We start from the raw sequence: 23,660 nt of genomic DNA, 5'->3' as shown, positions 1-23,660 counted from the left end.
TTGCAGCAATGTCCTCATCTAGCCAAAAGGCGATCGCTATTGATGAAAAATGACGCTAAAATTATCGATCTCGTCATCCGGCTGTTCTTTCTCGGCCTGTTGTTATTTGCTGGTTTTACCCTGCTGCGTCCCTTCCTAACCATGATCCTCTGGGGAGCAATTCTGGCGATCGCTTGGTATCCGCTCTTTCTCTGGTTAAAAAAGTTACTCGCTGGCCGAGCGAAACTGGCCGCAGTTCTCCTCACCCTAATTTGTCTAGGGATCATTATCGGTCCGGTGAGTGCCATCGCAGCGGTTCTGGCCGGTAATCTGCGAACGCTGGCCGAATATATCGATACTGGTGCGGCGGTGATTCCCCCTCCCCCCACCGATGTGGCCACCTGGCCGCTAATCGGCGAAAGGATTGCGAGTCTCTGGCAGCAGGCATCGGATAACACGGGTCAATTTTTTCAACGCTTCGAGCCACAATTAAAAGAACTGGGGAAAATTTCCCTTTCCCTAGCCACCAGTACTGGTCTGACGGTGCTGAAATTTATCGTCTCAATTGTGATTGCGGCAGCCCTCACCCTCTCCGCTAAAAATCTGACTCACCTGATGAACCGGTTAGCGGAAAAGATTGCCCCAGGTCGAGGCATCGCGCTGGCCAGTCTGACCGCCTCCACCGTCCGCAATGTTAGCCGCGGTATTATTGGCGTTGCCATTATCCAGAGTCTTTTGATCGGCATCGGTTTAGTCACGGTGGGAACGCCTGCGGCCGGTTTATTAACTTTCCTCACCCTAATTTTGGGCATTCTCCAAATTGGCCCCGGTTTGATTGTCTTGGGGGCGATCATTCACGCTTGGGTAACATTACCCAATTCCATCGCCCTCTTGTTTACCCTCTGGATGATTCCCGCCACCTTGGTGGATAATTTCCTCAAACCGATCTTAATGGGGCGCGGTCTGCCCATTCCCATGGTGGTGATTCTGCTAGGGGTGTTCGGGGAGTGATCGCCTATGGGATTATTGGTTTGTTCGTCGGGCCAGTTCTGCTCGGTCTCTGCTACGAGTTAGTCAGAGCTTGGATTGGCGAGGATAGCTCTGAACCAGTGGCAAATAGCCATGATCAGTCAATCTAAAGGCCGATAGATCTAATTTTTACCTTAATCTTTCCAGGGAACTTATACCAAATTTCTAAATCCATGACAGACATCCACGCTCGAATGCTTGCCAAGCCTGCATTCGTTGTGACGCAAATAAAGAAAAATGGTATTAGGAAAAAAAGATTAATTTAACCTGAGTTCGGTTTAAGCAGATTGAGGTAAAAGTAGGCTCATCTAAAGGTAAGATTTCTTCGGTTAGTGACAGTAAGCAATCAAACCGCAGAAAACGTTAAAGCAAAAATTAACCGGACTGAGGTGAGGAGAATGTTCAATTTAAGCAATAGGTATTGATTTGAATGTTGTGGCTGGTTTATTGTAAGAAGATAAAGGTGTATATTTGGCTGGTAATTACTAGAAAACTAAAGGAAAATTAGGCTCTTCTGGTTTTCGTGTGTTAATTTTTGTTATGAATTAAAGCAAGCAAACAGCTTAAGTCGAAGATGTTCAAAATTGGTAAATCCATAACTCATTCTTTTAATAAGCTTTATTTTGGTATTCATTCCCTCAATTAATCCGTTGGTTGTCTGATTTTCAAAGTAATTACAAATACCTGGCAAATGCTTCTGGATCATCCTGGCACTACTTTCATATAATATCCCGCCTATTCTTATCCATTTTTCCAATTTTCTCTCAGCACCTCTGAACGTTCTACTACTTTGATAAATTTGTCTAATTTCTTCTTTCATTTCCCAGGCTATTCCTAAGCATGGATGTTCTTTCAGAATAACTTCTAGTTGTTGTTTTTGCTCGTCCTTTAAGTCCTCTTTATTCTTCCATAATAAATGAGGTAATCCTTTTTCATGCACCCCCATTAACTTTCTCAATTTATTAAGCTCGTCATTGATGATAGCCATTACATGAAAACGGTCATAGATGATTTTAGCATTGGGAAATAATTCCTTGATCACTGCTGTAAATCCTGACCACATATCGACGCTCACTTCTTTCACTTTCTCCCGAACTGCGTCTGGCTGTGCTTTTAAGGCTTCCATTAATTCTTCTTGCTTATGTCCTTTAATCACATCTAGTAAAATTTTCTTGTCCATATCTACGACCGTTGTGATGAAATCTTTATGTCCTTTTAAGTTACTAAATTCATCTAAGCTTATTCGTTCTGGTGCTTCCCACTCTTCCTTTTCTAGTTCTTTAGCACAGTGATTAAATATTAACTCAACTTCTGACCATCCTAACCCTTCTTCTCGACTTATTTCTTCGATGCTACAATTTTTTACTCTCTCATAAATCATCGATTCATAGCGAATTGTATGATGCTGTCTTAATCTCATAAAACTCAGTCTTTCGCTGATATACTTTTGGCACTTTTGACAATGAAACTGACGGCGTGGTACTTCTAAATATACTGGATTACCTAATATTGACAAGTCTCTGACTAGATTATACTCTGTCTGATTGATTCTGTCTAAGGTTTGATGGCAATTCGGACATTCAATTGTTTCATTTAAAAGAGCAAGCTTTAGGAAAATTGTCTGAGCAATTTTTTGATAATTGACCACTGTTACATTTGGTAAATCGAGGAGTTGATCAAAATTTATCCACATAACCCACCTCCTGTTCTGTGTTACTATTATACCATGCTCACACAGAACCTAGAAGAGCCGAAAATTATTGATTTATATTTAAAAAATTTAATTCGTAAATTAGTTTAAAAACTATAAAAAATTTTGCCAATTTTTGAACAAAAATTATTTTTTATTCCCAAATATTACCCATTTATTACCTCTGACAAACTTGGTATATTTATTAGTAGTTATTATTTATATAAGTCTTGCTAGGCAAGGCTTTAAAGACAATGTTTTTGAGAATTATTTCTATTCTTCTCCCTTACACAAAGAAACAATAAGAGCCGATTTATACACTTAATTATCTTTTCTATAATTGGGCTACAGTTTTTGAAAAATAGTCTTAGTATTTCCTCTGTTGATTGAGAAACCCTGACCTAGTAAGCTAGGACGCATTTACGCAACGAATTTTAACTGCGTCTCAACAAGTAATTTAAATGCACGGGCAGCTTAATACCTCTAGGTTTTTTAATTCTCAATAATGCTGTTATTATTGCTGTGACTAATCAGGCTCTTGGATAAATTAATTTAAGAAAAAATTTATTTTTTTGTTAAACTTATCTATTTATAATCATAAGTAGATGAGAGATTTAGCCCTAAGGCAGAAAGGTTGGGCTGGTCTTTTTCCCTAACCATAAACAGAAAGAATTCAACAAACTTAAGTAATTGACCGATTAATTTTCGGACAATTAGGTAGGTAAAGTCATGAAGACAACACAAGTAAGTTCTGATTCATCAAGTATAGATGTGCCGTCCTTAAACGATGCTTTGGGTTTTGAGCAATCCTTCCCAATCACGGCTGATTTAACAGATTCTGGCGATTTAAGTGTATCGATTGAAACCCTTCCCCCCGCCTTAGGAGTCCTGAACTCTAACCCCTCCCCATCTACAGTCTCCTCTGAGGCTCCTACGGTTCCAGTCTCCCCTGCTGCTACGAGTCAAGTGGTCTTTCCCGCTTCTCTTAGTATTAACTCTTCTGGTTATCCCACCAGTCCAGCGTCGAGTCTTGCCTCTGTACCCACTGCCGCCCCCGTCACCTCAGAGCTAGAACCGGCAGCAACTAGCACCCTTGCCCCTTATGCTCCCAATCAACTGATTCTCAAGTTCAAGAAGGGGATCACCAGCGCCGAAGTGGCTCAGTTTAAGTCCCTCTTTGGTGCTGTCAGCACCCAGACGATTAAGCTAACGGGGGCAGAGATTTGGAAGTTATCGGGGTCGCTCTCTGTGGAGAAGATTCTGGCACAATATGGCTCCAATCCGATTTTTGAATACATTGAACCCGACTATATTCGGACGCTCGGCACAATTACTCCGAAGGCGACATTCCCCAATGACCCCAGTTTTAATCAACTTTGGGGATTGCATAACACTGGACAAAGTGGCGGTACTCCCGATGCGGATATTGATGCCCCTGAAGCTTGGGATATTCAAAAAGGCAATCCTAATTTAGTGATTGGGGTTATTGATACAGGGGTTGACTACAATCACCAAGACCTAGTTGGCAATATCTGGACAAACCCAGGGGAAATTCCCAACGACGGCATTGACAACGATGGCAATGGCTACGTTGACGACATTCGCGGTTGGGACTTTGCCTACAACGACAATAACCCCAGTGATGTTTATGGTCACGGAACCCATGTTTCGGGAACCATTGCTGGCAAAGGAAATAATGGGGTCGGTGTGACAGGGGTGGCCTGGAATGCCAAAATCATGCCGCTGAAGTTTTTGGATGATCAAGGATATGGCTCTACCTCCAATGCCATCTTGGCAATTAACTATGCGACGGCCAAAGGAGTTAAGCTCACCAATAATTCCTGGGGAGGTGGAGGCTATAGTCAAGCGCTCTATAATGCGATTAACGCGGCGGGTCAGGCGGGGGCTTTATTTATTGCGGCGGCTGGTAATGATGCCTTGAATACTGATGTTTCCCCGCATTATCCCTCCAGTTACGACCTCGCTAACATTATTTCCGTTGCTTCCACCACCCGCACCGATTCCCTCTCGTGGTTTTCCAACTATGGCTTAACCAGCGTAGATTTAGGCGCACCTGGTTCAGAGATTTACAGCACCACTCCAGGCAATACCTATGCCACCTATTCAGGGACATCCATGGCCAGTCCCCATGTCACCGGGGCGGCGGCTTTGTTGTGGTCACAAAATCCTACCTGGACAGCCCAACAGGTGAAAAACACTTTAATGAACACGGGCGACCCCCTGGCATCCCTTGCCGGGAAAACGGTTTCTGGTAAGCGGCTCAATGTTTTTAATGCTTTGGGCGGTACTGCTCCCCCGGTGGTGACAGTAGTAGCGAATGATGCCAATGCCGGCGAACCCGCCAACAATGGTCAATATACCCTCACCCGCACCGGTTCCACCGCCAGCGCCTTGACGGTTAACATCGCCATGAGCGGCACGGCAACCAATGGCAAGGATTACACTGCCATTCCAGCCACGGTAACTTTTAAATCGGGTTTTTCCACCGCAACGGTTGACCTCAATGTCATTGATGACACCCTCCAAGAAGGCACGGAAACCGCCACCCTCACCGTCTTAGCCGGCTCTGGTTATACCCCCGGCAGTTTAGGCAATAAGTCTGGCTCCGCTACAGCAAGTCAAGGTAATGGCAACCTAGCCGCCAGTGCAACTGTAAGCATTGCTGACGATGAGCCGCCTCTGAACACAATCACCCTGGATGCGGCAGATACGGGATGGTACGATGTCACAGGATACCACGATCCTGGTAATACTAATTACATTGTAGGAGACTACTATGGCCTCTACCGCAACTGGTTTACTTTCAATCTGCCGACATTGACCGCCCCGATTATCAGCGCTCAACTGAAGGTGAACACCTATGACTACAATAGTCCGCAACCAAGTGAAACCTATGAGTTACGGGATGTCACGACGGCGGTACCTACCTTAACAGCGGGGGGAAGCGGTTTAACGGCGATCTATACCGATTTGGGTGATGGTGCTATTTATGGCAGCCAGGACTACACCAATGGAGACGATAACCTGATTCGTACCATTGACCTCAACGCCGCCGCCATCAGTGCCTTGACAGCCAAGAGCGGTCAAGCCTTTGCCCTGGGTGGTTTATTGACAACTCTGGATACACTAAGCAATGAGGAATATGTCTTTGGTTATTCTCAAGGTCTTGTAGGGGATGTGCAGTTAATTCTGAATACGGGTACCGCGACTCCGGTGGTGACAGTAGCAGCCACCGATGCCAATGCCGGCGAACCCGCCAACAATGGTCAATATACCCTCACCCGCACCGGTTCCACCGCCAGCGCCTTGACGGTTAACATCGCCATGAGCGGCACGGCAACCAATGGCAAGGATTACACGACCATTCCTACCACCGTAACCTTCTTAGCTGGTTCCCCCACCGCAGTGGTCAACCTCAATGTCATTGACGACACCCTCCCAGAAGGCACGGAAACCGCCACCTTAACCGTCTTAGCTGGCTCTGGTTATACCCCCGGCAGTTTAGGCACTTCTACCGCTTCCGGTTCTCCGGCAGGCCAAGGCAATGGCAACCTAGCCGCCAGTGCAACTGTAAGCATTGCTGACGATGAGCCGCCTCCGAACACAATCACCCTGGATGCGGCAGATACGGGATGGTACGATGTCACAGGATACCACGATCCTGGTAATACTAATTACATTGTAGGAGACTACTATGGCCTCTACCGCAACTGGTTTACTTTCAATCTGCCGACATTGACCGCCCCGATTATCAGCGCTCAACTGAAGGTGAACACCTATGACTACAATAGTCCGCAACCAAGTGAAACCTATGAGTTACGGGATGTCACGACGGCGGTACCTACCTTAACAGCGGGGGAAGCGGTTTAACGGCGATCTATACCGATTTGGGTGATGGTGCTATTTATGGCAGCCAGGACTACACCAATGGAGACGATTACCAGTTTCGTACCATTGACCTCAACGCCGCCGCCATCAGCGCCTTGACAGCCAAGAGCGGTCAAGCCTTTGCCCTGGGTGGTTTATTGACAACTCTGGATACACTAAGCAATGAGGAATATGTCTTTGGTTATTCTCAAGGTCTTGTAGGGGATGTGCAGTTAATTCTGAATACGGGTCCGACAAAATCAATCTCAATCGCCAAAACCACCGACGGTAAGGAAGCCGGTTCAGTGAGCAGTGTCTTTACCCTGACCCGCACCGGCGACCTCTCCAGTGCCTTAACCGTCAACTACACCTTGGCTGGTACAGCCACTCCAGGTGTTGACTACACCAACCCTGGAGCCGGCAAAGCCACCTTTGCGGCAGGTTTCTCCAAAGCTACCATCACTCTGCCCACCAAAGATGACCTCTTGAGTGATCCCAGCGAAACGATCATCACCAAAATTACCGCCCCCGCCGGCTACACTATCAGTGGACCCGACACGGCTACGGCCACCATTCTTGATAATGATGGTAACTCGGGCAATGACAACTTGGTCGGGACAAGCCTTGCCGATGCCCTAGCTGGAGTGGGAGGTAATGACACCCTTAGCGGTTTAGCAGGCAATGACACCCTCAATGGTGGAGCAGGTAACGACAATCTCAACGGTGGAGCGGGTAATGATAACCTGACAGGCGGTCTTGGCAAAGATACCCTAACAGGAAGCACGGGATTGGATACTTTGACCTACAATTCCCTCGGTGAGTCGCTGCTCAGTGGCTTTGATGTTATTCAAGGCTACAGTGGCACAGGTGCTAGTCTTGATCGCATTAATGCCCCTGGGTCTATTGCGCCCATCACTTTGACCGCATCGAAAGGGACAGCTTCGAATTTAAGCGCAGCCGCTATTCAAGCCGTCTTAACCGCCACTAAATTTGCTGCTAACACGGCGGCGGCTTTTAAAGTGACAGGTCAAAGTGGTACTTTTATCGCTCTCAATAATGGAGTGGCTGGTTTCCAAGCCGCTAGTGATGCGATCATTCAACTGAGTGGTTACAACATTGCTGCCGCTACACCAGTGGTAGTGATCTAGATTGAGAGATCATTTAAGTTTGCCGGCAGTAGGAGACTCTTCTCCTACTGCCACTAGGGGTCTTTCAGAATCTATGAGATTAAACTCTTTTGGGCTTAATTGGGGTGTGCTGAAAAAGTTTGTTGGTGGGGTTAAGGAGTCAGGAGTCAGTAGCCGGTCGTCAGGAGTCGGGAGTTTCAGGCTTTGTTGCCCTTGTTTTTCGTACCAACTTATGTACTATAAGAAGGATAATGCAAGGTTTTTGAGAGTCCCAATCCGATTTTCGCAGCATGAACATCGGACTTTAACAGGTCAAAAGCCTTATTTTAAAAGGGTTTTACCATTATTCAGCAAGCCCTAAATAAACAACACTATGTTAAGGAATGTAAAATAGGCAGTTTTCGCTGCTGCATACAGCTTTCTACCCTATTTACAAAACTTTATACAGCAGCGAAAACTTATGTCCGACTACTTAGGGTTGGCTGAATAAATCTCAAAACCTTGTTGGATAAGACTTTTAGACTTTTTTCCCTCAAAAAGTGCCAGCCATTGGAGTGATCGGGGGTAAAATTCCGGGACTTTTTCCCTGAAAATTAGGTAACTGACCCCCTCAAAACTGGTAGAACCCCACACCCCACACCCCACACCCGACCCCCACGAAAAACTTTTTCAGCAGACCCTACTTAGGGTTGGCTGAATATTACTGTAAGCCTTGCTAGAAAACGGTTTAGGGACTTTTTTAGTCAAAAAAGTGCAAGAGACAAACGTTGGGAAATCGATCCGAGGGACTCAAAACCCTTGCACTTTCGCTCTTCGATCTCGAAGGGAGCCGCTTCCAGACGTGCGAGGTCATTCTGTTATTCCGACTTCCCCTCCCGACTCCCGACTCCCGACTCCTGACGACCGGCTACTGACTCCTGACTCCTAACCCCACCAATAAACTTTTTGCCGCAAACCCTACTTAGTATGGGGAGAACCACAACGCCAGACAAGTAAATACAGGCGAAGGGGGGATTTTGTTCTGTGCTAAACTGATATTTGAGTAAGCCAGACAGGAGCCACAAAAAGATACTTATCAGAAAAGTCATGATCAAGCTAGAGGTTTAAAGACTGATTGGGTTCCAATTATTTTTATTAATAAATATTTTACATACTTCATGCTGGATAAGCAAGAGGGCTACGGCACTACTACCAAATCATTACTAGGTAATTGACCCCCTGAAAATGGTTAAAACCCTGCACCCCACACCCACGAAAAACTTTTTCAGCAGACCCTAAGTAATACTTCTATGTTACCTTATTCTCAATAATACTGTCCTTATTGCGGTGAATAATCAGGCTCTTGGATAAATTTAAAAAAATTTTTCTTATTTTTTTAACTTGTTGATTTATAATTACTGCTAGATGAGAGATTTAGCCCCAGGGCAGAAAAGTTGGGCTAGTCCTTTTCCCTAACCATAAACAGAAAAAATCCAACACCCCCAGGTAATTGACCGATTAATTTTCGGAAAATGGGGTGTGATTGGTGATGAAGACAACATAAGTAAGTTCCAATTTATCTAGTACAGATATGTCATCTCTAGCAGATTCTTTGAGTTTTGATGGAGCCTCCCCAATCACCTTTGATTTAACCGGTTCCGACGATTTAACTGTATCGAGGGAAATTTCTCCCTTAGCAGTCCTGAACTCTAACCCCTTCCCATCTACAGTCTCCTCGGAGGCTCCTACGGTTCCAGTCTCCCCTGCTGCTACGGGTCAAGTGGACTTTCCCGCTTCTCCCAGTATTGACTCTTCTGGTTATTCCACCAGTCCAGCGCCTGGTCCTGCCTCTGTACCCACCGCTGCCCCCGTCACCTCAGAGCTAAGACCGGCAGCAACTAGCACCCTTGCCCCCCATGCTCCCAATCAACTGATTCTCAAGTTTAAGCAAGGGATCACCAGTGCCGAAGTTGCTCAGTTTCGGTCTCTCTTTGGTGCTGTCAGCACCCAGACGATTAAACTAACGGGGGCAGAGATTTGGAATTTATCCGGGTCGCTCTCTGTGGAGAAGATTCTGGCACAATATGGCTCCAATCCGATTTTTGAATACATTGAACCCGACTATATTCGGACGCTCGGCACAATTACTCCGAAGGCGACATTCCCCAATGACCCCAGTTTTAATCAACTTTGGGGATTGCATAACACTGGACAAAGTGGCGGTACTCCCGATGCGGATATTGATGCCCCTGAAGCTTGGGATATTCAAACCGGCAATCCTAATTTAGTGATTGGGGTTATTGATACGGGGGTTGACTACAATCATCCCGATTTGGCTGGTAATATCTGGACAAACCCAGGGGAAATTGCCAACGACGGCATTGACAACGATGGCAATGGCTACGTTGATGACATTCGCGGTTGGGACTTTGCCTACAACGACAATAACCCCAGTGATGTTCAGGGTCACGGAACCCATGTGGCTGGAACCATTGCTGGCAAAGGTAACAATGGGGTCGGCGTGACGGGGGTGGCCTGGAATGCCAAAATCATGCCCCTGAAGTTTTTGAATGATCAAGGATCAGGCTCTACCTCCAATGCTATTTTGGCAATTAACTATGCGACGGACAAAGGAGTTAAGCTCACCAATAATTCCTGGGGAGGTGGAGGCTATAGTCAAGCGCTCTACGATGCGATTAACGCGGCGGGTCAGGCGGGAGCTTTATTTATTGCGGCGGCTGGTAATAGTTCGGCTAACGCAGATATCAATCCCATGTATCCCGCTGCCTACAACCTTGACAACATTGTTAGTGTTGCTTCCACCACCCGCACCGATGATCTCTCGTGGTTTTCTAACTATGGCTTAAACAGCGTAGATTTGGGTGCGCCTGGTTCAGACATTTACAGTCTAGCTCCTGGTGGTGGATACGCGACCCTTTCAGGGACATCCATGGCCAGTCCCCATGTGGCAGGGGCGGCGGCTTTGTTGTGGTCACAAAATCCTACCTGGACAGCCCAACAGGTGAAAAACGCCTTAATGAACACGGGCGACCCCCTGGCATCCCTTGCCGGTAAAACGGTTTCTGGTAAGCGGCTCAATGTGTTTAACGCCTTGGCGGGGGCTAACTTACCTTCCGTAACCGTCAGTGTCAGCCCGGCCAGTGTGCAGGAAGACGGGACGACTAACTTAGTTTACACCTTTACTCGCACTAACTTAAACCTGAGTTCTCCCCTGACCGTTAACTTCGGGGCGAGTGGCATAGCCAACGCCGCCCCAGTGGGAAGTGACCCAGCCGATTACAACGTATTAACAGGTAGTGCTGTCACCTTCAACCCGACGACAAAACTGGGAACCGTCACTTTTGCTGCTGGTGCGACAACGGCAACGGTCGTGGTTGATCCGATTGCTGACACCGTACAGGAAAACAGCGAATCAGTTATTTTAACCGTCAATTCTGGGACGGGCTACATTGGTGGTTCTCCTAGTACAGCAACGGGAACTATTATTTCTGAGGAAGGATTTACCACCTACTTCTCGGATGATTTTGCCAATAACAGCAAGGGTTGGACTCTGGGTACAGAATGGCAAATCGGTGCTGCCACAGCTTCTACAGGTCAAAATTATGGGAACCCTGATCCCGGAATGGACAATACTCCCACAGCCGATAATGGTGTAGCTGGGGTTGTTATTGGTGGAAATGCCTCTACAGCCTTGCACGACTTCTATTATTTAACCAGTCCGGTTATCAACACCAGCACGGCCAATCAGTTGTTCTTTGAATTTGCCCGTTGGCTCAATAGTGACCACACTCCCTATATGCAGAACACAGTTGAAATCTTCAACGGTTCTAGCTGGGTCAATCTTTTGCCCAGCAATTTCGACGATTCCCCTGGTGTCACTGATAACGCTTGGACCCCTCAACAATTTGATATTAGCGCCCACAAGAGTGCCTCAACTCAAATTCGTTTCGGGTTCAATGTTACTAGCGGTGGTGTATATACAGTAAGTTCGTGGAACCTTGATGATGTCAAAATCTATGGTGATGGCGGTGTTACCTTACCTGTAATCACAGTAGCAGCCACCGATGCCAATGCCGGCGAACCCGCCAACAATGGTCAATATACCCTCACCCGCACCGGTGACACCACCAGCGACTTGACGGTTAATATCGCCATGAGCGGCACGGCAACCAATGGCAAGGATTACACGACCATTCCTACCACCGTAACCTTCTTAGCTGGTTCCCCCACCGCAACGGTTGACCTCAATGTCATTGACGACACCCTCCCAGAAGGCACGGAAACCGCCACCTTAACCGTCTTAGCTGGCTCTGGTTATACCCCCGGCAGTTTAGGCACTTCTACCGCTTCCGGTTCTCCGGCAGGCCAAGGCAATGGCAACCTAGCCGCCAGTGCAACTGTAAGCATTGCTGACGATGAGCCGCCTCTGAACACAATCACCCTGGATGCGGCAGATACGGGATGGTACGATGTCACAGGATACCACGATCCTGGTAATACTAATTACGTTGTGGGAGACTACTATGGCTCTTCTTGGCGCAACTGGTTTACCTTCAATCTGCCGACATTGACCGCCCCGATTATCAGCGCTCAACTGAAGGTGAACACCTATGAATTTAGTAGTGAAGATGCAATTGAAACCTATGAGTTACGGGATGTCACGACGGCGGTACCTACCTTAACAGCGGGGGGAAGCGGTTTAACGGCGATCTATACCGATTTGGGTGATGGTGCTATTTATGGCAGCCGGAACTACGAAAATGGAGACGATTACCAGTTTCGTACCATTGACCTCAACGCCGCCGCCATCAGCGCCTTGACAGCCAAGAGCGGTCAAGCCTTTGCCCTGGGTGGTTTATTGACAACTCTGGATACACTAAGCAATGAGGAATATGTCTTTGGTTATTCTCAAGGTCTTGTAGGGGATGTGCAGTTAATTCTGAATACGGGTACCCCGACTCCGGTGGTGACAGTAGCAGCCACCGATGCCAATGCCGGCGAACCCGCCAACAATGGTCAATATACCCTCACCCGCACTGGTGACACCGCCAGCGCCTTGACGGTTAACATCGCCATGAGCGGCACGGCAACCAATGGCAAGGATTACACTGCCATTCCAGCCACGGTAACTTTTAAATCGGGTTTTTCCACCGCAACGGTTGACCTCAATGTCATTGATGACACCCTCCCAGAAGGCACGGAAACCGCCACCCTCACCGTCTTAGCCGGCTCTGGTTATACCCCCGGCAGTTTAGGCAATAAGTCTGGCTCCGCTACAGCAAGTCAAGGTAATGGCAACCTAGCCGCCAGTGCAACTGTAAGCATTGCTGACGATGAGCCGCCTCCGAACACAATCACCCTGGATGCGGCAGATACGGGATGGTACGATGTCACAGGATACCACGATCCTGGTAATACTAATTATTTTGTGGGAGATTTGAGTTTACTTCACCGCAACTGGTTTACTTTCAATCTGCCGACGTTGACCGCCCCGATTATCAGCGCTCAACTGAAGGTGAACACCTATGAATACAATAGTCCGCAACCAAGTGAAACCTATGAGTTACGGGATGTCACGACGGCGGTACCTACCTTAACAGCGGGGGGAAGCGGTTTAACGGCGATCTATACCGATTTGGGTGATGGTGCTATTTATGGCAGCCAGAACTACGAAAATGGAGACGATTACCAGTTTCGTACCATTGACCTCAACGCCGCCGCCATCAGTGCCTTGACAGCCAAGAGCGGTCAAGCCTTTGCCCTGGGTGGTTTATTGACAACTCTGGATACACTAAGCAATGAGGAATATGTCTTTGGTTATTCTCAAGGTCTTGTAGGGGATGTGCAGTTAATTCTGAATACGGGTACCGCGACTCCGGTGGTGACAGTAGCAGCCACCGATGCCAATGCCGGCGAACCCGCCAACAATGGTCAATATACCCTCACCCGCACCGGTTCCACCGCCAGCGCCTTGACGGTTAACATCGCCATGAGCGGCACGGCAACCAATGGCAAGGATTACACGACCATTCCTACCACCGTAACCTTCTTAGCTGGTTCCCCCACCGCAGTGGTCAACCTCAATGTCATTGACGACACCCTCCCAGAAGGCACGGAAACCGCCACCTTAACCGTCTTAGCTGGCTCTGGTTATACCCCCGGCAGTTTAGGCACTTCTACCGCTTCCGGTTCTCCGGCAGGCCAAGGCAATGGCAACCTAGCCGCCAGTGCAACTGTAAGCATTGCTGACGATGAGCCGCCTCCGAACACAATCACCCTGGATGCGGCAGATACGGGATGGTACGATGTCACAGGATACCACGATCCTGGTAATACTAATTACATTGTAGGAGACTACTATGGCCTCTACCGCAACTGGTTTACTTTCAATCTGCCGACATTGACCGCCCCGATTATCAGCGCTCAACTGAAGGTGAACACCTATGACTACAATAGTCCGCAACCAAGTGAAACCTATGAGTTACGGGATGTCACGACGGCGGTACCTACCTTAACAGCGGGGGGAAGCGGTTTAACGGCGATCTATACCGATTTGGGTGATGGTGCTATTTATGGCAGCCAGGACTACACCAATGGAGACGATTACCAGTTTCGTACCATTGACCTCAACGCCGCCGCCATCAGCGCCTTGACAGCCAAGAGCGGTCAAGCCTTTGCCCTGGGTGGTTTATTGACAACTCTGGATACACTAAGCAATGAGGAATATGTCTTTGGTTATTCTCAAGGTCTTGTAGGGGATGTGCAGTTAATTCTGAATACGGGTCCGACAAAATCAATCTCAATCGCCAAAACCACCGACGGTAAGGAAGCCGGTTCAGTGAGCAGTGTCTTTACCCTGACCCGCACCGGCGACCTCTCCAGTGCCTTAACCGTCAACTACACCTTGGCTGGTACAGCCACTCCAGGTGTTGACTACACCAACCCTGGAGCCGGCAAAGCCACCTTTGCGGCAGGTTTCTCCAAAGCTACCATCACTCTGCCCACCAAAGATGACCTCTTGAGTGATCCCAGCGAAACGATCATCACCAAAATTACCGCCCCCGCCGGCTACACTATCAGTGGACCCGACACGGCTACGGCCACCATTCTTGATAATGATGGTAACTCGGGCAATGACAACTTGGTCGGGACAAGCCTTGCCGATGCCCTGGCTGGAGTGGGAGGTAATGACACCCTTAGCGGTTTAGCAGGCAACGACACCCTCGATGGTGGAGCAGGTAACGACAATCTCAACGGTGGAGCGGGTAATGATAACCTGACAGGCGGTCTTGGCAAAGATACCCTAACAGGAAGCACGGGATTGGATACTTTGACCTACAATTCCCTCGGTGAGTCGCTGCTCAGTGGCTTTGATGTTATTCAAGGCTACAGTGGCACAGGTGCTAGTCTTGATCGCATTAATGCCCCTGGGTCTATTGCGCCCATCACTTTGACCGCATCGAAAGGGACAGCTTCGAATTTAAGCGCAGCCGCTATTCAAGCCGTCTTAACCGCCACTAAATTTGCTGCTAACACGGCGGCGGCTTTTAAAGTGACAGGTCAAAGTGGTACTTTTATCGCTCTCAATAATGGAGTGGCTGGTTTCCAAGCCGCTAGTGATGCGATCATTCAACTGAGTGGTTACAACATTGCTGCCGCTACACCAGTGGTAGTGATCTAGATTGAGAGATCATTTAAGTTTGCCGGCAGTAGGAGACTCTTCTCCTACTGCCACTAGGGGTCTTTCAGAATCTATGAGATTAAACTCTTTTGGGCTTAATTGGGGTGTGCTGAAAAAGTTTGTTGGTGGGGTTAAGGAGTCAGGAGTCAGTAGCCGGTCGTCAGGAGTCGGGAGTTTCAGGCTTTGTTGCCCTTGTTTTTCGTACCAACTTATGTACTATAAGAAGGATAATGCAAGGTTTTTGAGAGTCCCAATCCGATTTTCGCAGCATGAACATCGGACTTTAACAGGTCAAAAGCCTTATTTTAAAAGGGTTTTACCATTATTCAGCAAGCCCTAAATAAACAACACTATGTTAAGGAATGTAAAATAGGCAGTTTTCGCTGCTGCATACAGCTTTCTACCCTATTTACAAAACTTTATACAGCAGCGAAAACTTATGTCCGACTACTTAGGGTTGGCTGAATAAATCTCAAAACCTTGTTGGATAAGACTTTTAGACTTTTTTCCCTCAAAAAGTGCCAGCCATTGGAGTGATCGGGGGTAAAATTCCGGGACTTTTTCCCTGAAAATTAGGTAACTGACCCCCTCAAAACTGGTAGAACCCCACACCCCACACCCCACACCCGACCCCCACGAAAAACTTTTTCAGCAGACCCTACTTAGGGTTGGCTGAATATTACTGTAAGCCTTGCTAGAAAACGGTTTAGGGACTTTTTTAGTCAAAAAAGTGCAAGAGACAAACGTTGGGAAATCGATCCGAGGGACTCAAAACCCTTGCACTTTCGCTCTTCGATCTCGAAGGGAGCCGCTTCCAGACGTGCGAGGTCATTCTGTTATTCCGACTTCCCCTCCCGACTCCCGACTCCCGACTCCTGACGACCGGCTACTGACTCCTGACTCCTAACCCCACCAATAAACTTTTTGCCGCAAACCCTACTTAGTATGGGGAGAACCACAACGCCAGACAAGTAAATACAGGCGAAGGGGGGATTTTGTTCTGTGCTAAACTGATATTTGAGTAAGCCAGACAGGAGCCACAAAAAGATACTTATCAGAAAAGTCATGATCAAGCTAGAGGTTTAAAGACTGATTGGGTTCCAATTATTTTTATTAATAAATATTTTACATACTTCATGCTGGATAAGCAAGAGGGCTACGGCACTACTACCAAATCATTACTAGGTAATTGACCCCCTGAAAATGGTTAAAACCCTGCACCCCACACCCACGAAAAACTTTTTCAGCAGACCCTAAGTAATACTTCTATGTTACCTTATTCTCAATAATACTGTCCTTATTGCGGTGAATAATCAGGCTCTTGGATAAATTTAAAAAAATTGGTTCTTCGTTACTTGGTATGATTCGATATGGGGGCATAAATCGACTAAATCCTTATCTGGTAAGAGATTTAATTGATTAGTTCGCTCTAGATCAAAAACAATTGACAAAAATGGCCAAATGCTTTTCTACATAAGGGTTCCATCCCTTATATCCCCCGTCCATTGCATAACACAAACCGAAGAGCCAAAAAATTTTTCTTATTTTTTTAACTTGTTGATTTATAATTACTGCTAGATGAGAGATTTAGCCCCAGGGCAGAAAAGTTGGGCTAGTCCTTTTCCCTAACCATAAACAGAAAAAATCCAACACCCCCAGGTAATTGACCGATTAATTTTCGGAAAATGGGGTGTGATTGGTGATGAAGACAACATAAGTAAGTTCCAATTTATCTAGTACAGATATGTCATCTCTAGAAGATTCTTTGAGTTTTGATGGAGCCTCCCCAATCACCTTTGATTTAACCGGTTCCGACGATTTAACTGTATCGAGGGAAATTTCTCCCTTAGCAGTCCTGAACTCTAACCCCTTCCCATCTACAGTCTCCTCGGAGGCTCCTACGGTTCCAGTCTCCCCTGCTGCTACGGGTCAAGTGGACTTTCCCGCTTCTCCCAGTATTGACTCTTCTGGTTATTCCACCAGTCCAGCGCCTGGTCCTGCCTCTGTACCCACCGCTGCCCCCGTCACCTCAGAGCTAAGACCGGCAGCAACTAGCACCCTTGCCCCCCATGCTCCCAATCAACTGATTCTCAAGTTTAAGCAAGGGATCACCAGTGCCGAAGTTGCTCAGTTTCGGTCTCTCTTTGGTGCTGTCAGCACCCAGACGATTAAACTAACGGGGTCAGAGATTTGGAATTTATCCGGGTCGCTCTCTGTGGAGAAGATTCTGGCACAATATGGCTCCAATCCGATTTTTGAATACATTGAACCCGACTATATACTGACAAAAGGCACAATTACTCCGAAGGCGACATTCCCCAATGACCCCAGTTTTAATCAACTTTGGGGATTGCATAACACCGGACAAAGTGGCGGTACTCCCGATGCGGATATTGATGCCCCTGAAGCTTGGGATATTCAAACCGGCAATCCTAATTTAGTGATTGGGGTTATTGATACGGGGGTTGACTACAATCATCCCGATTTGGCTGGTAATATCTGGACAAACCCAGGGGAAATTGCCAACGACGGCATTGACAACGATGGCAATGGCTACGTTGATGACATTCGCGGTTGGGACTTTGCCTACAACGACAATAACCCCAGTGATGTTCAGGGTCACGGAACCCATGTGGCTGGAACCATTGCTGGCAAAGGTAACAATGGGGTCGGCGTGACGGGGGTGGCCTGGAATGCCAAAATCATGCCCCTGAAGTTTTTGAATGATCAAGGATCAGGCTCTACCTCCAATGCTATTTTGGCAATTAACTATGCGACGGACAAAGGAGTTAAGCTCACCAATAATTCCTGGGGAGGTGGAGGCTATAGTCAAGCGCTCTACGATGCGATTAACGCGGCGGGTCAGGCGGGGGCTTTATTTATTGCGGCGGCTGGTAATAGTTCGGCTAACGCAGATATCAATCCCATGTATCCCGCTGCCTACAACCTTGACAACATTGTTAGTGTTGCTTCCACCACCCGCACCGATGATCTCTCGTGGTTTTCTAACTATGGCTTAAACAGCGTAGATTTGGGTGCGCCTGGTTCAGACATTTACAGTCTAGCTCCTGGTGGTGGATACGCGACCCTTTCAGGGACATCCATGGCCAGTCCCCATGTGGCAGGGGCGGCGGCTTTGTTGTGGTCACAAAATCCTACCTGGACAGCCCAACAGGTGAAAAACGCCTTAATGAACACGGGCGACCCCCTGGCATCCCTTGCCGGTAAAACGGTTTCTGGTAAGCGGCTCAATGTGTTTAACGCCTTGGCGGGGGCTAACTTACCTTCCGTAACCGTCAGTGTCAGCCCGGCCAGTGTGCAGGAAGACGGGACGACTAACTTAGTTTACACCTTTACTCGCACTAACTTAAACCTGAGTTCTCCCCTGACCGTTAACTTCGGGGCGAGTGGCATAGCCAACGCCGCCCCAGTGGGAAGTGACCCAGCCGATTACAACGTATTAACAGGTAGTGCTGTCACCTTCAACCCGACGACAAAACTGGGAACCGTCAATTTTGCTGCTGGTGCGACAACGGCAACGGTCGTGGTTGATCCGATTGCTGACACTATTGCCGAAATCGCTAACGAAACAGTGGCTCTCACGGTTAATAGTGGAACCGGTTATATTGGCGGTTCACCAGGAACAGCCACAGGAACGATTATTTCCGAAGAAACCCTACCGATTTTTAGTAACCCCAACCCGATTACTATACCTAGTAGTGGTACGAGTACCCCCTATCCTTCCACTATTAATGTTTCAGGCTTGAGCGGTAATATTAATAGCCTGAAAGTAACGCTGACAAACCTGAGCCATACTTGGCCCGATGATATTGATGTATTACTGGTCGGTCCGACGGGAACCAAAGCCTTATTAATGTCCGATGTGGGTGGCTCAAGTGGTGTCAATAATGTCACTCTCACCTTTGATCCGACGGCCACCTCCTCCTTGCCTGATTCAGGGCTAATTACCAGTGGCAGTTATAAGGCCACAGACTTTGAAACCGGTGATTTCTTTAACGCGCCCGCTCCCGGTGGCCCCTACGGTACGGACTTCTCGGTCTTTAACGGCATCAACCCCAATGGAACCTGGAGTCTCTACGTTGTGGATGACGCGGGGGGAGACGCGGGAACTATTGCTGGTGGTTGGTCACTGCTTATTGGTACGGGTACTGCGACTCCGGTGGTGACAGTAGCAGCCACCGATGCCGTGGCTGGCGAACCCGCCAACAATGGTCAATATACCCTCACCCGCACTGGTTCCACCACCAGCGCCTTGACGGTGAACATCGCCATGAGTGGTACAGCAACCAATGGCAAGGATTACACGACCATTCCTACCACCGTAACCTTCTTAGCGGGTTCTTCCACGGCAGTGGTCAACCTCAATGTCATTGACGACACCCTCGTAGAAGGCACCGAAACTGCTACCTTAACCGTCTTAGCCGGCTCTGGTTATACCCCCGGCAGTTTAGACAATAAGTCCGGCTCTGCTACAGCAAGTCAAGGCAATGTCACACCATCTTCTAGTGCAACCGTAAGCATTGCCGACAATGACACAGGGGGGACAATTACCCTGAATGCTGCAGATACGGGATGGTACGATAGCACGGGATTCCACGGTCCTACCAATACCAATTACTTTGTGGGAGATAATAACATTGCTGATGGGAAGCTCTACCGCAACTGGTTTACCTTCAATCTGCCCACATTGACCGCCCCGATTATCAGCGCTCAACTGAAGGTGAACACCTATGACTACGATAGTCTGCAACCCAGCGAAACCTATGAGTTACGCGATGTAACGACGGCGGTACCCACCTTAACGGCGGGGGGAAGCGGTAAAACGGCAATCTATGCTGACTTGGGAGATGGTGCTATTTATGGCAGCCGAACCTACACCAATGCAGACGATAACAAGTTTAGCACTATTGACCTCAACGGCGCCGCCATCAGTGCCTTGACAGCCAAAAGTGGTCAAGCCTTTGCCCTGGGTGGTTTATTGACAACTCTGGATACGATTGACAACAGCGAGTACGTCTTTGGTTTTTCAGAAGGTTTTGTAGGGGATGTGCAGTTAATTCTGAATACGGGTACTGCGACTCCGGTGGTGACAGTAGCAGCCACCGATGCCGTGGCTGGCGAACCCGCCAACAATGGTCAATATACCCTCACCCGCACTGGTTCCACCACCAGCGCCTTGACGGTGAACATCGCCATGAGTGGTACAGCAACCAATGGCAAGGATTACACGACCATTCCTACCACCGTAACCTTCTTAGCGGGTTCTTCCACGGCAGTGGTCAACCTCAATGTCATTGACGACACCCTCGTAGAAGGCACCGAAACTGCTACCTTAACCGTCTTAGCCGGCTCTGGTTATACCCCCGGCAGTTTAGACAATAAGTCCGGCTCTGCTACAGCAAGTCAAGGCAATGTCACACCATCTTCTAGTGCAACCGTAAGCATTGCCGACAATGACACAGGGGGGACAATTACCCTGAATGCTGCAGATACGGGATGGTACGATAGCACGGGATTCCACGGTCCTACCAATACCAATTACTTTGTGGGAGATAATAACATTGCTGATGGGAAGCTCTACCGCAACTGGTTTACCTTCAATCTGCCCACATTGACCGCCCCGATTATCAGCGCTCAACTGAAGGTGAACACCTATGACTACGATAGTCTGCAACCCAGCGAAACCTATGAGTTACGCGATGTAACGACGGCGGTACCCACCTTAACGGCGGGGGGAAGCGGTAAAACGGCAATCTATGCTGACTTGGGAGATGGTGCTATTTATGGCAGCCGAACCTACACCAATGCAGACGATAACAAGTTTAGCACTATTGACCTCAACGGCGCCGCCATCAGTGCCTTGACAGCCAAAAGTGGTCAAGCCTTTGCCCTGGGTGGTTTATTGACAACTCTGGATACGATTGACAACAGCGAGTACGTCTTTGGTTTTTCAGAAGGTTTTGTAGGGGATGTGCAGTTAATTCTGAATACGGGTACTGCGACTCCGGTGGTGACAGTAGCAGCCACCGATGCCGTGGCTGGCGAACCCGCCAACAATGGTCAATATACCCTCACCCGCACTGGTTCCACCACCAGCGCCTTGACGGTGAACATCGCCATGAGTGGTACAGCAACCAATGGCAAGGATTACACGACCATTCCTACCACCGTAACCTTCTTAGCGGGTTCTTCCACGGCAGTGGTCAACCTCAATGTCATTGACGACACCCTCGTAGAAGGCACCGAAACTGCTACCTTAACCGTCTTAGCCGGCTCTGGTTATACCCCCGGCAGTTTAGACAATAAGTCCGGCTCTGCTACAGCAAGTCAAGGCAATGTCACACCATCTTCTAGTGCAACCGTAAGCATTGCCGACAATGACACAGGGGGGACAATTACCCTGAATGCTGCAGATACGGGATGGTACGATAGCACGGGATTCCACGGTCCTACCAATACCAATTACGCTGCAGGAGATAATAACATTGCTGATGGGAAGCTCTACCGCAACTGGTTTACTTTCAATCTGCCGACGTTGACCGCCCCGATTATCAGCGCTCAACTGAAGGTGAACACCTATGACTACGATAGTCTGCAACCCAGCGAAACCTATGAGTTACGCGATGTAACGACGGCGGTACCCACCTTAACGGCGGGGGGAAGCGGTAAAACGGCAATCTATGCTGACTTGGGAGATGGTGCTATTTATGGCAGCCGAACCTACACCAATGCAGACGATAACAAGTTTAGCACTATTGACCTCAACGGCGCCGCCATCAGTGCCTTGACAGCCAAAAGTGGTCAAGCCTTTGCCCTGGGTGGTTTATTGACAACTCTGGATACGATTGACAACAGCGAGTACGTCTTTGGTTTTTCAGGAGGTTTTGTAGGGGATGTGCAGTTAATTCTGAATACGGGTACTGCGACTCCGGTGGTGACATTAGCCAGTAACTATAGCGGGGTGAGTGAAGACGGCGTAGCCAATCTGATCTATACCTTTACCCGTTCCGGTCCGACCACCAGCGCCCTCGCCGTCAACTTCAGTGTTGCCGGAACTGCTAATGCTGCCGACTACACCGGCGCAACCCCAGGCACAGCTACCATCACTTTCGCCGCTGGGTCAAGTACCGCCAGCTTAACCATTAACCCCACCGCCGACACCGTTAAAGAACCCAATGAAACAGTCTCCTTGACCATTACCAGCGGCAGTGGTTACACGATTGGTACTACTAGCCCGGTTGTCACTACCATCATCAATGATGACGGCGTGATCAATCAACAGGGCACAACGGGCGATGATGTGGTGGAAGCCGGAACCACTCGTACCCTGAGTGGAAGAGCGGGCAATGATATCCTCCTTGGTTCTAGTGCGAGTGAGGTGCTAGTCGGTGGTGTCGGTAACGACAAAATTACCTCTGGTGTCGGTTTTGACGTAATTGCCTATAGCCTTGCCAGTGAGGGCCAAGATACGATTACGGACTTCAACGTTTTCCAAGATACGCTCCAAGTCTCGGCGGCGGGTTTTGGTGGCGGATTAATCGCCGGTGAAAGTATTGCGGCGGCTCAATTTGTCTTGGGAACCGTCGCAACAACGGCCAGCCATCGCTTTATCTTTAATCAACCGACAGGCCAACTCTTCTTTGATGTGGATGGTAATGGTTCATCGGTTCAGACTCTGTTGGCGACCTTGACTCCTGGTCTTAGCTTAACGGAGGACAATATCTTTGCGGCTTAGAATCGCGCCAGATAGGTTATTAAACTAGAGTGCGTCATCATTTAAATCTGACCACAAGTCCGGGCAAGGGGGTTAGGTACTTAGTCCCCTTGTCAACGGGCTTTCTGAAACCTGATTCGATTTCACAGTCCGGGTTTTAGGACTAATGGGACTTAGACAAAAAACAAATCTAGAAAAGCCTCAACTCCAATCCCCGCTTGGGATTTACTTCGAGAAGCCCAAAATCGCTGAAACCCCGATAGATCAAGGAAAATCATAAATCGAGGTTAACCCTTTGTCCCGTAATGGTTTGAGCCTTTTTTGCTGACCGAAAACGCCTAAGTCCCACTAGGCATCACAGGAAAACTATGCCATCTCCCCCGCCGTTAGCGGGGGTTTTTTGTCGGATGTGGGATTTTGCCAGGCAAGTTTTCCCCGATGGTAGTTGCTCGCTCGTCAAGGAAGAGTCGCTCTTTTTTGCCGTCAACCCGAGTCGATGGGCTGCGAGCGTTTCCTATTGCTCGGCATTCC

General features: G+C 48.3%; 5 protein-coding genes and 4 pseudogenes. 5 read left to right on the top strand and 4 right to left on the bottom strand.

Annotated elements, in window-relative coordinates; all coding sequences use genetic code 11:
* The first annotated feature begins 42 nt into the window (after positions 1-42).
* Positions 43-1,118, top strand: a pseudogene (locus tag VL20_RS08090) (AI-2E family transporter).
* Between the two features lie 428 nt (positions 1,119-1,546).
* Here the strand turns inward: VL20_RS08090 and VL20_RS08085 are convergent.
* The gene (locus VL20_RS08085; protein ID WP_052275466.1) at positions 1,547-2,701 is read right to left on the bottom strand and encodes an ISL3 family transposase; all 1,155 of its coding nucleotides are present in this window, start codon (positions 2,699-2,701) and stop codon (positions 1,547-1,549) included.
* Positions 2,702-3,427: 726 nt separating this feature from the next.
* Between VL20_RS08085 and VL20_RS08080 the strand changes: the two genes are divergently transcribed.
* Together VL20_RS08080 and VL20_RS32395 are read left to right on the top strand one after the other, a co-directional pair.
* Positions 3,428-6,589 carry a S8 family serine peptidase gene (locus VL20_RS08080; RefSeq protein ID WP_128575170.1) on the top strand — a complete coding sequence of 1,054 codons (3,162 nt, stop codon included), beginning with the start codon at positions 3,428-3,430 and terminating at the stop codon, positions 6,587-6,589.
* A gap of 17 nt (positions 6,590-6,606) precedes the next feature.
* Complete coding sequence (locus VL20_RS32395) at positions 6,607-7,734, top strand: bluetail domain-containing putative surface protein (protein WP_284526044.1); 1,128 nt, start codon at positions 6,607-6,609, stop codon at positions 7,732-7,734.
* A 942-nt stretch (positions 7,735-8,676) separates the two neighbouring features.
* On the opposite strand, the pseudogene VL20_RS33660 reads toward VL20_RS32395, so the two are convergent.
* Positions 8,677-8,801 (bottom strand): annotated as a pseudogene (locus VL20_RS33660) (ISNCY family transposase); the annotation flags it as partial.
* Positions 8,802-9,283: 482 nt separating this feature from the next.
* On the opposite strand from VL20_RS33660, the gene VL20_RS32390 reads away from it, so the two are divergent.
* Complete coding sequence (locus VL20_RS32390; protein ID WP_052276178.1) at positions 9,284-15,394, top strand: S8 family serine peptidase; 6,111 nt, start codon at positions 9,284-9,286, stop codon at positions 15,392-15,394.
* 942 nt (positions 15,395-16,336) lie between these two features.
* Here VL20_RS32390 and VL20_RS33655 read toward each other — a convergent pair.
* Positions 16,337-16,461 (bottom strand): annotated as a pseudogene (locus VL20_RS33655) (ISNCY family transposase); the annotation flags it as partial.
* 264 nt (positions 16,462-16,725) lie between these two features.
* A pseudogene (locus VL20_RS33650) lies at positions 16,726-16,905 on the bottom strand (hypothetical protein).
* A 233-nt stretch (positions 16,906-17,138) separates the two neighbouring features.
* On the opposite strand from VL20_RS33650, the gene VL20_RS08065 reads away from it, so the two are divergent.
* Positions 17,139-23,150, top strand: coding sequence for a S8 family serine peptidase (locus VL20_RS08065; protein ID WP_284526043.1), 6,012 nt, complete (start codon positions 17,139-17,141; stop codon positions 23,148-23,150).
* Positions 23,151-23,660: the final 510 nt, after the last annotated feature.

The organism is Microcystis panniformis FACHB-1757 (assembly GCF_001264245.1).
Taxonomy (GTDB): domain Bacteria; phylum Cyanobacteriota; class Cyanobacteriia; order Cyanobacteriales; family Microcystaceae; genus Microcystis; species Microcystis panniformis.
This window is presented reverse-complemented; position numbering and strand designations above follow the sequence as displayed.

Bases quoted from the DNA above. Each gene is read 5' to 3' on its own strand.
- VL20_RS08085 (WP_052275466.1), bottom strand. From the start codon at position 2,701: ATGTGGATAAATTTTGATCAACTCCTCGATTTACCAAATGTAACAGTG.
- VL20_RS08080 (WP_128575170.1), top strand. From the start codon at position 3,428: ATGAAGACAACACAAGTAAGTTCTGATTCATCAAGTATAGATGTGCCG.
- VL20_RS32390 (WP_052276178.1), top strand. From the start codon at position 9,284: ATGTCATCTCTAGCAGATTCTTTGAGTTTTGATGGAGCCTCCCCAATC.
- VL20_RS08065 (WP_284526043.1), top strand. From the start codon at position 17,139: ATGTCATCTCTAGAAGATTCTTTGAGTTTTGATGGAGCCTCCCCAATC.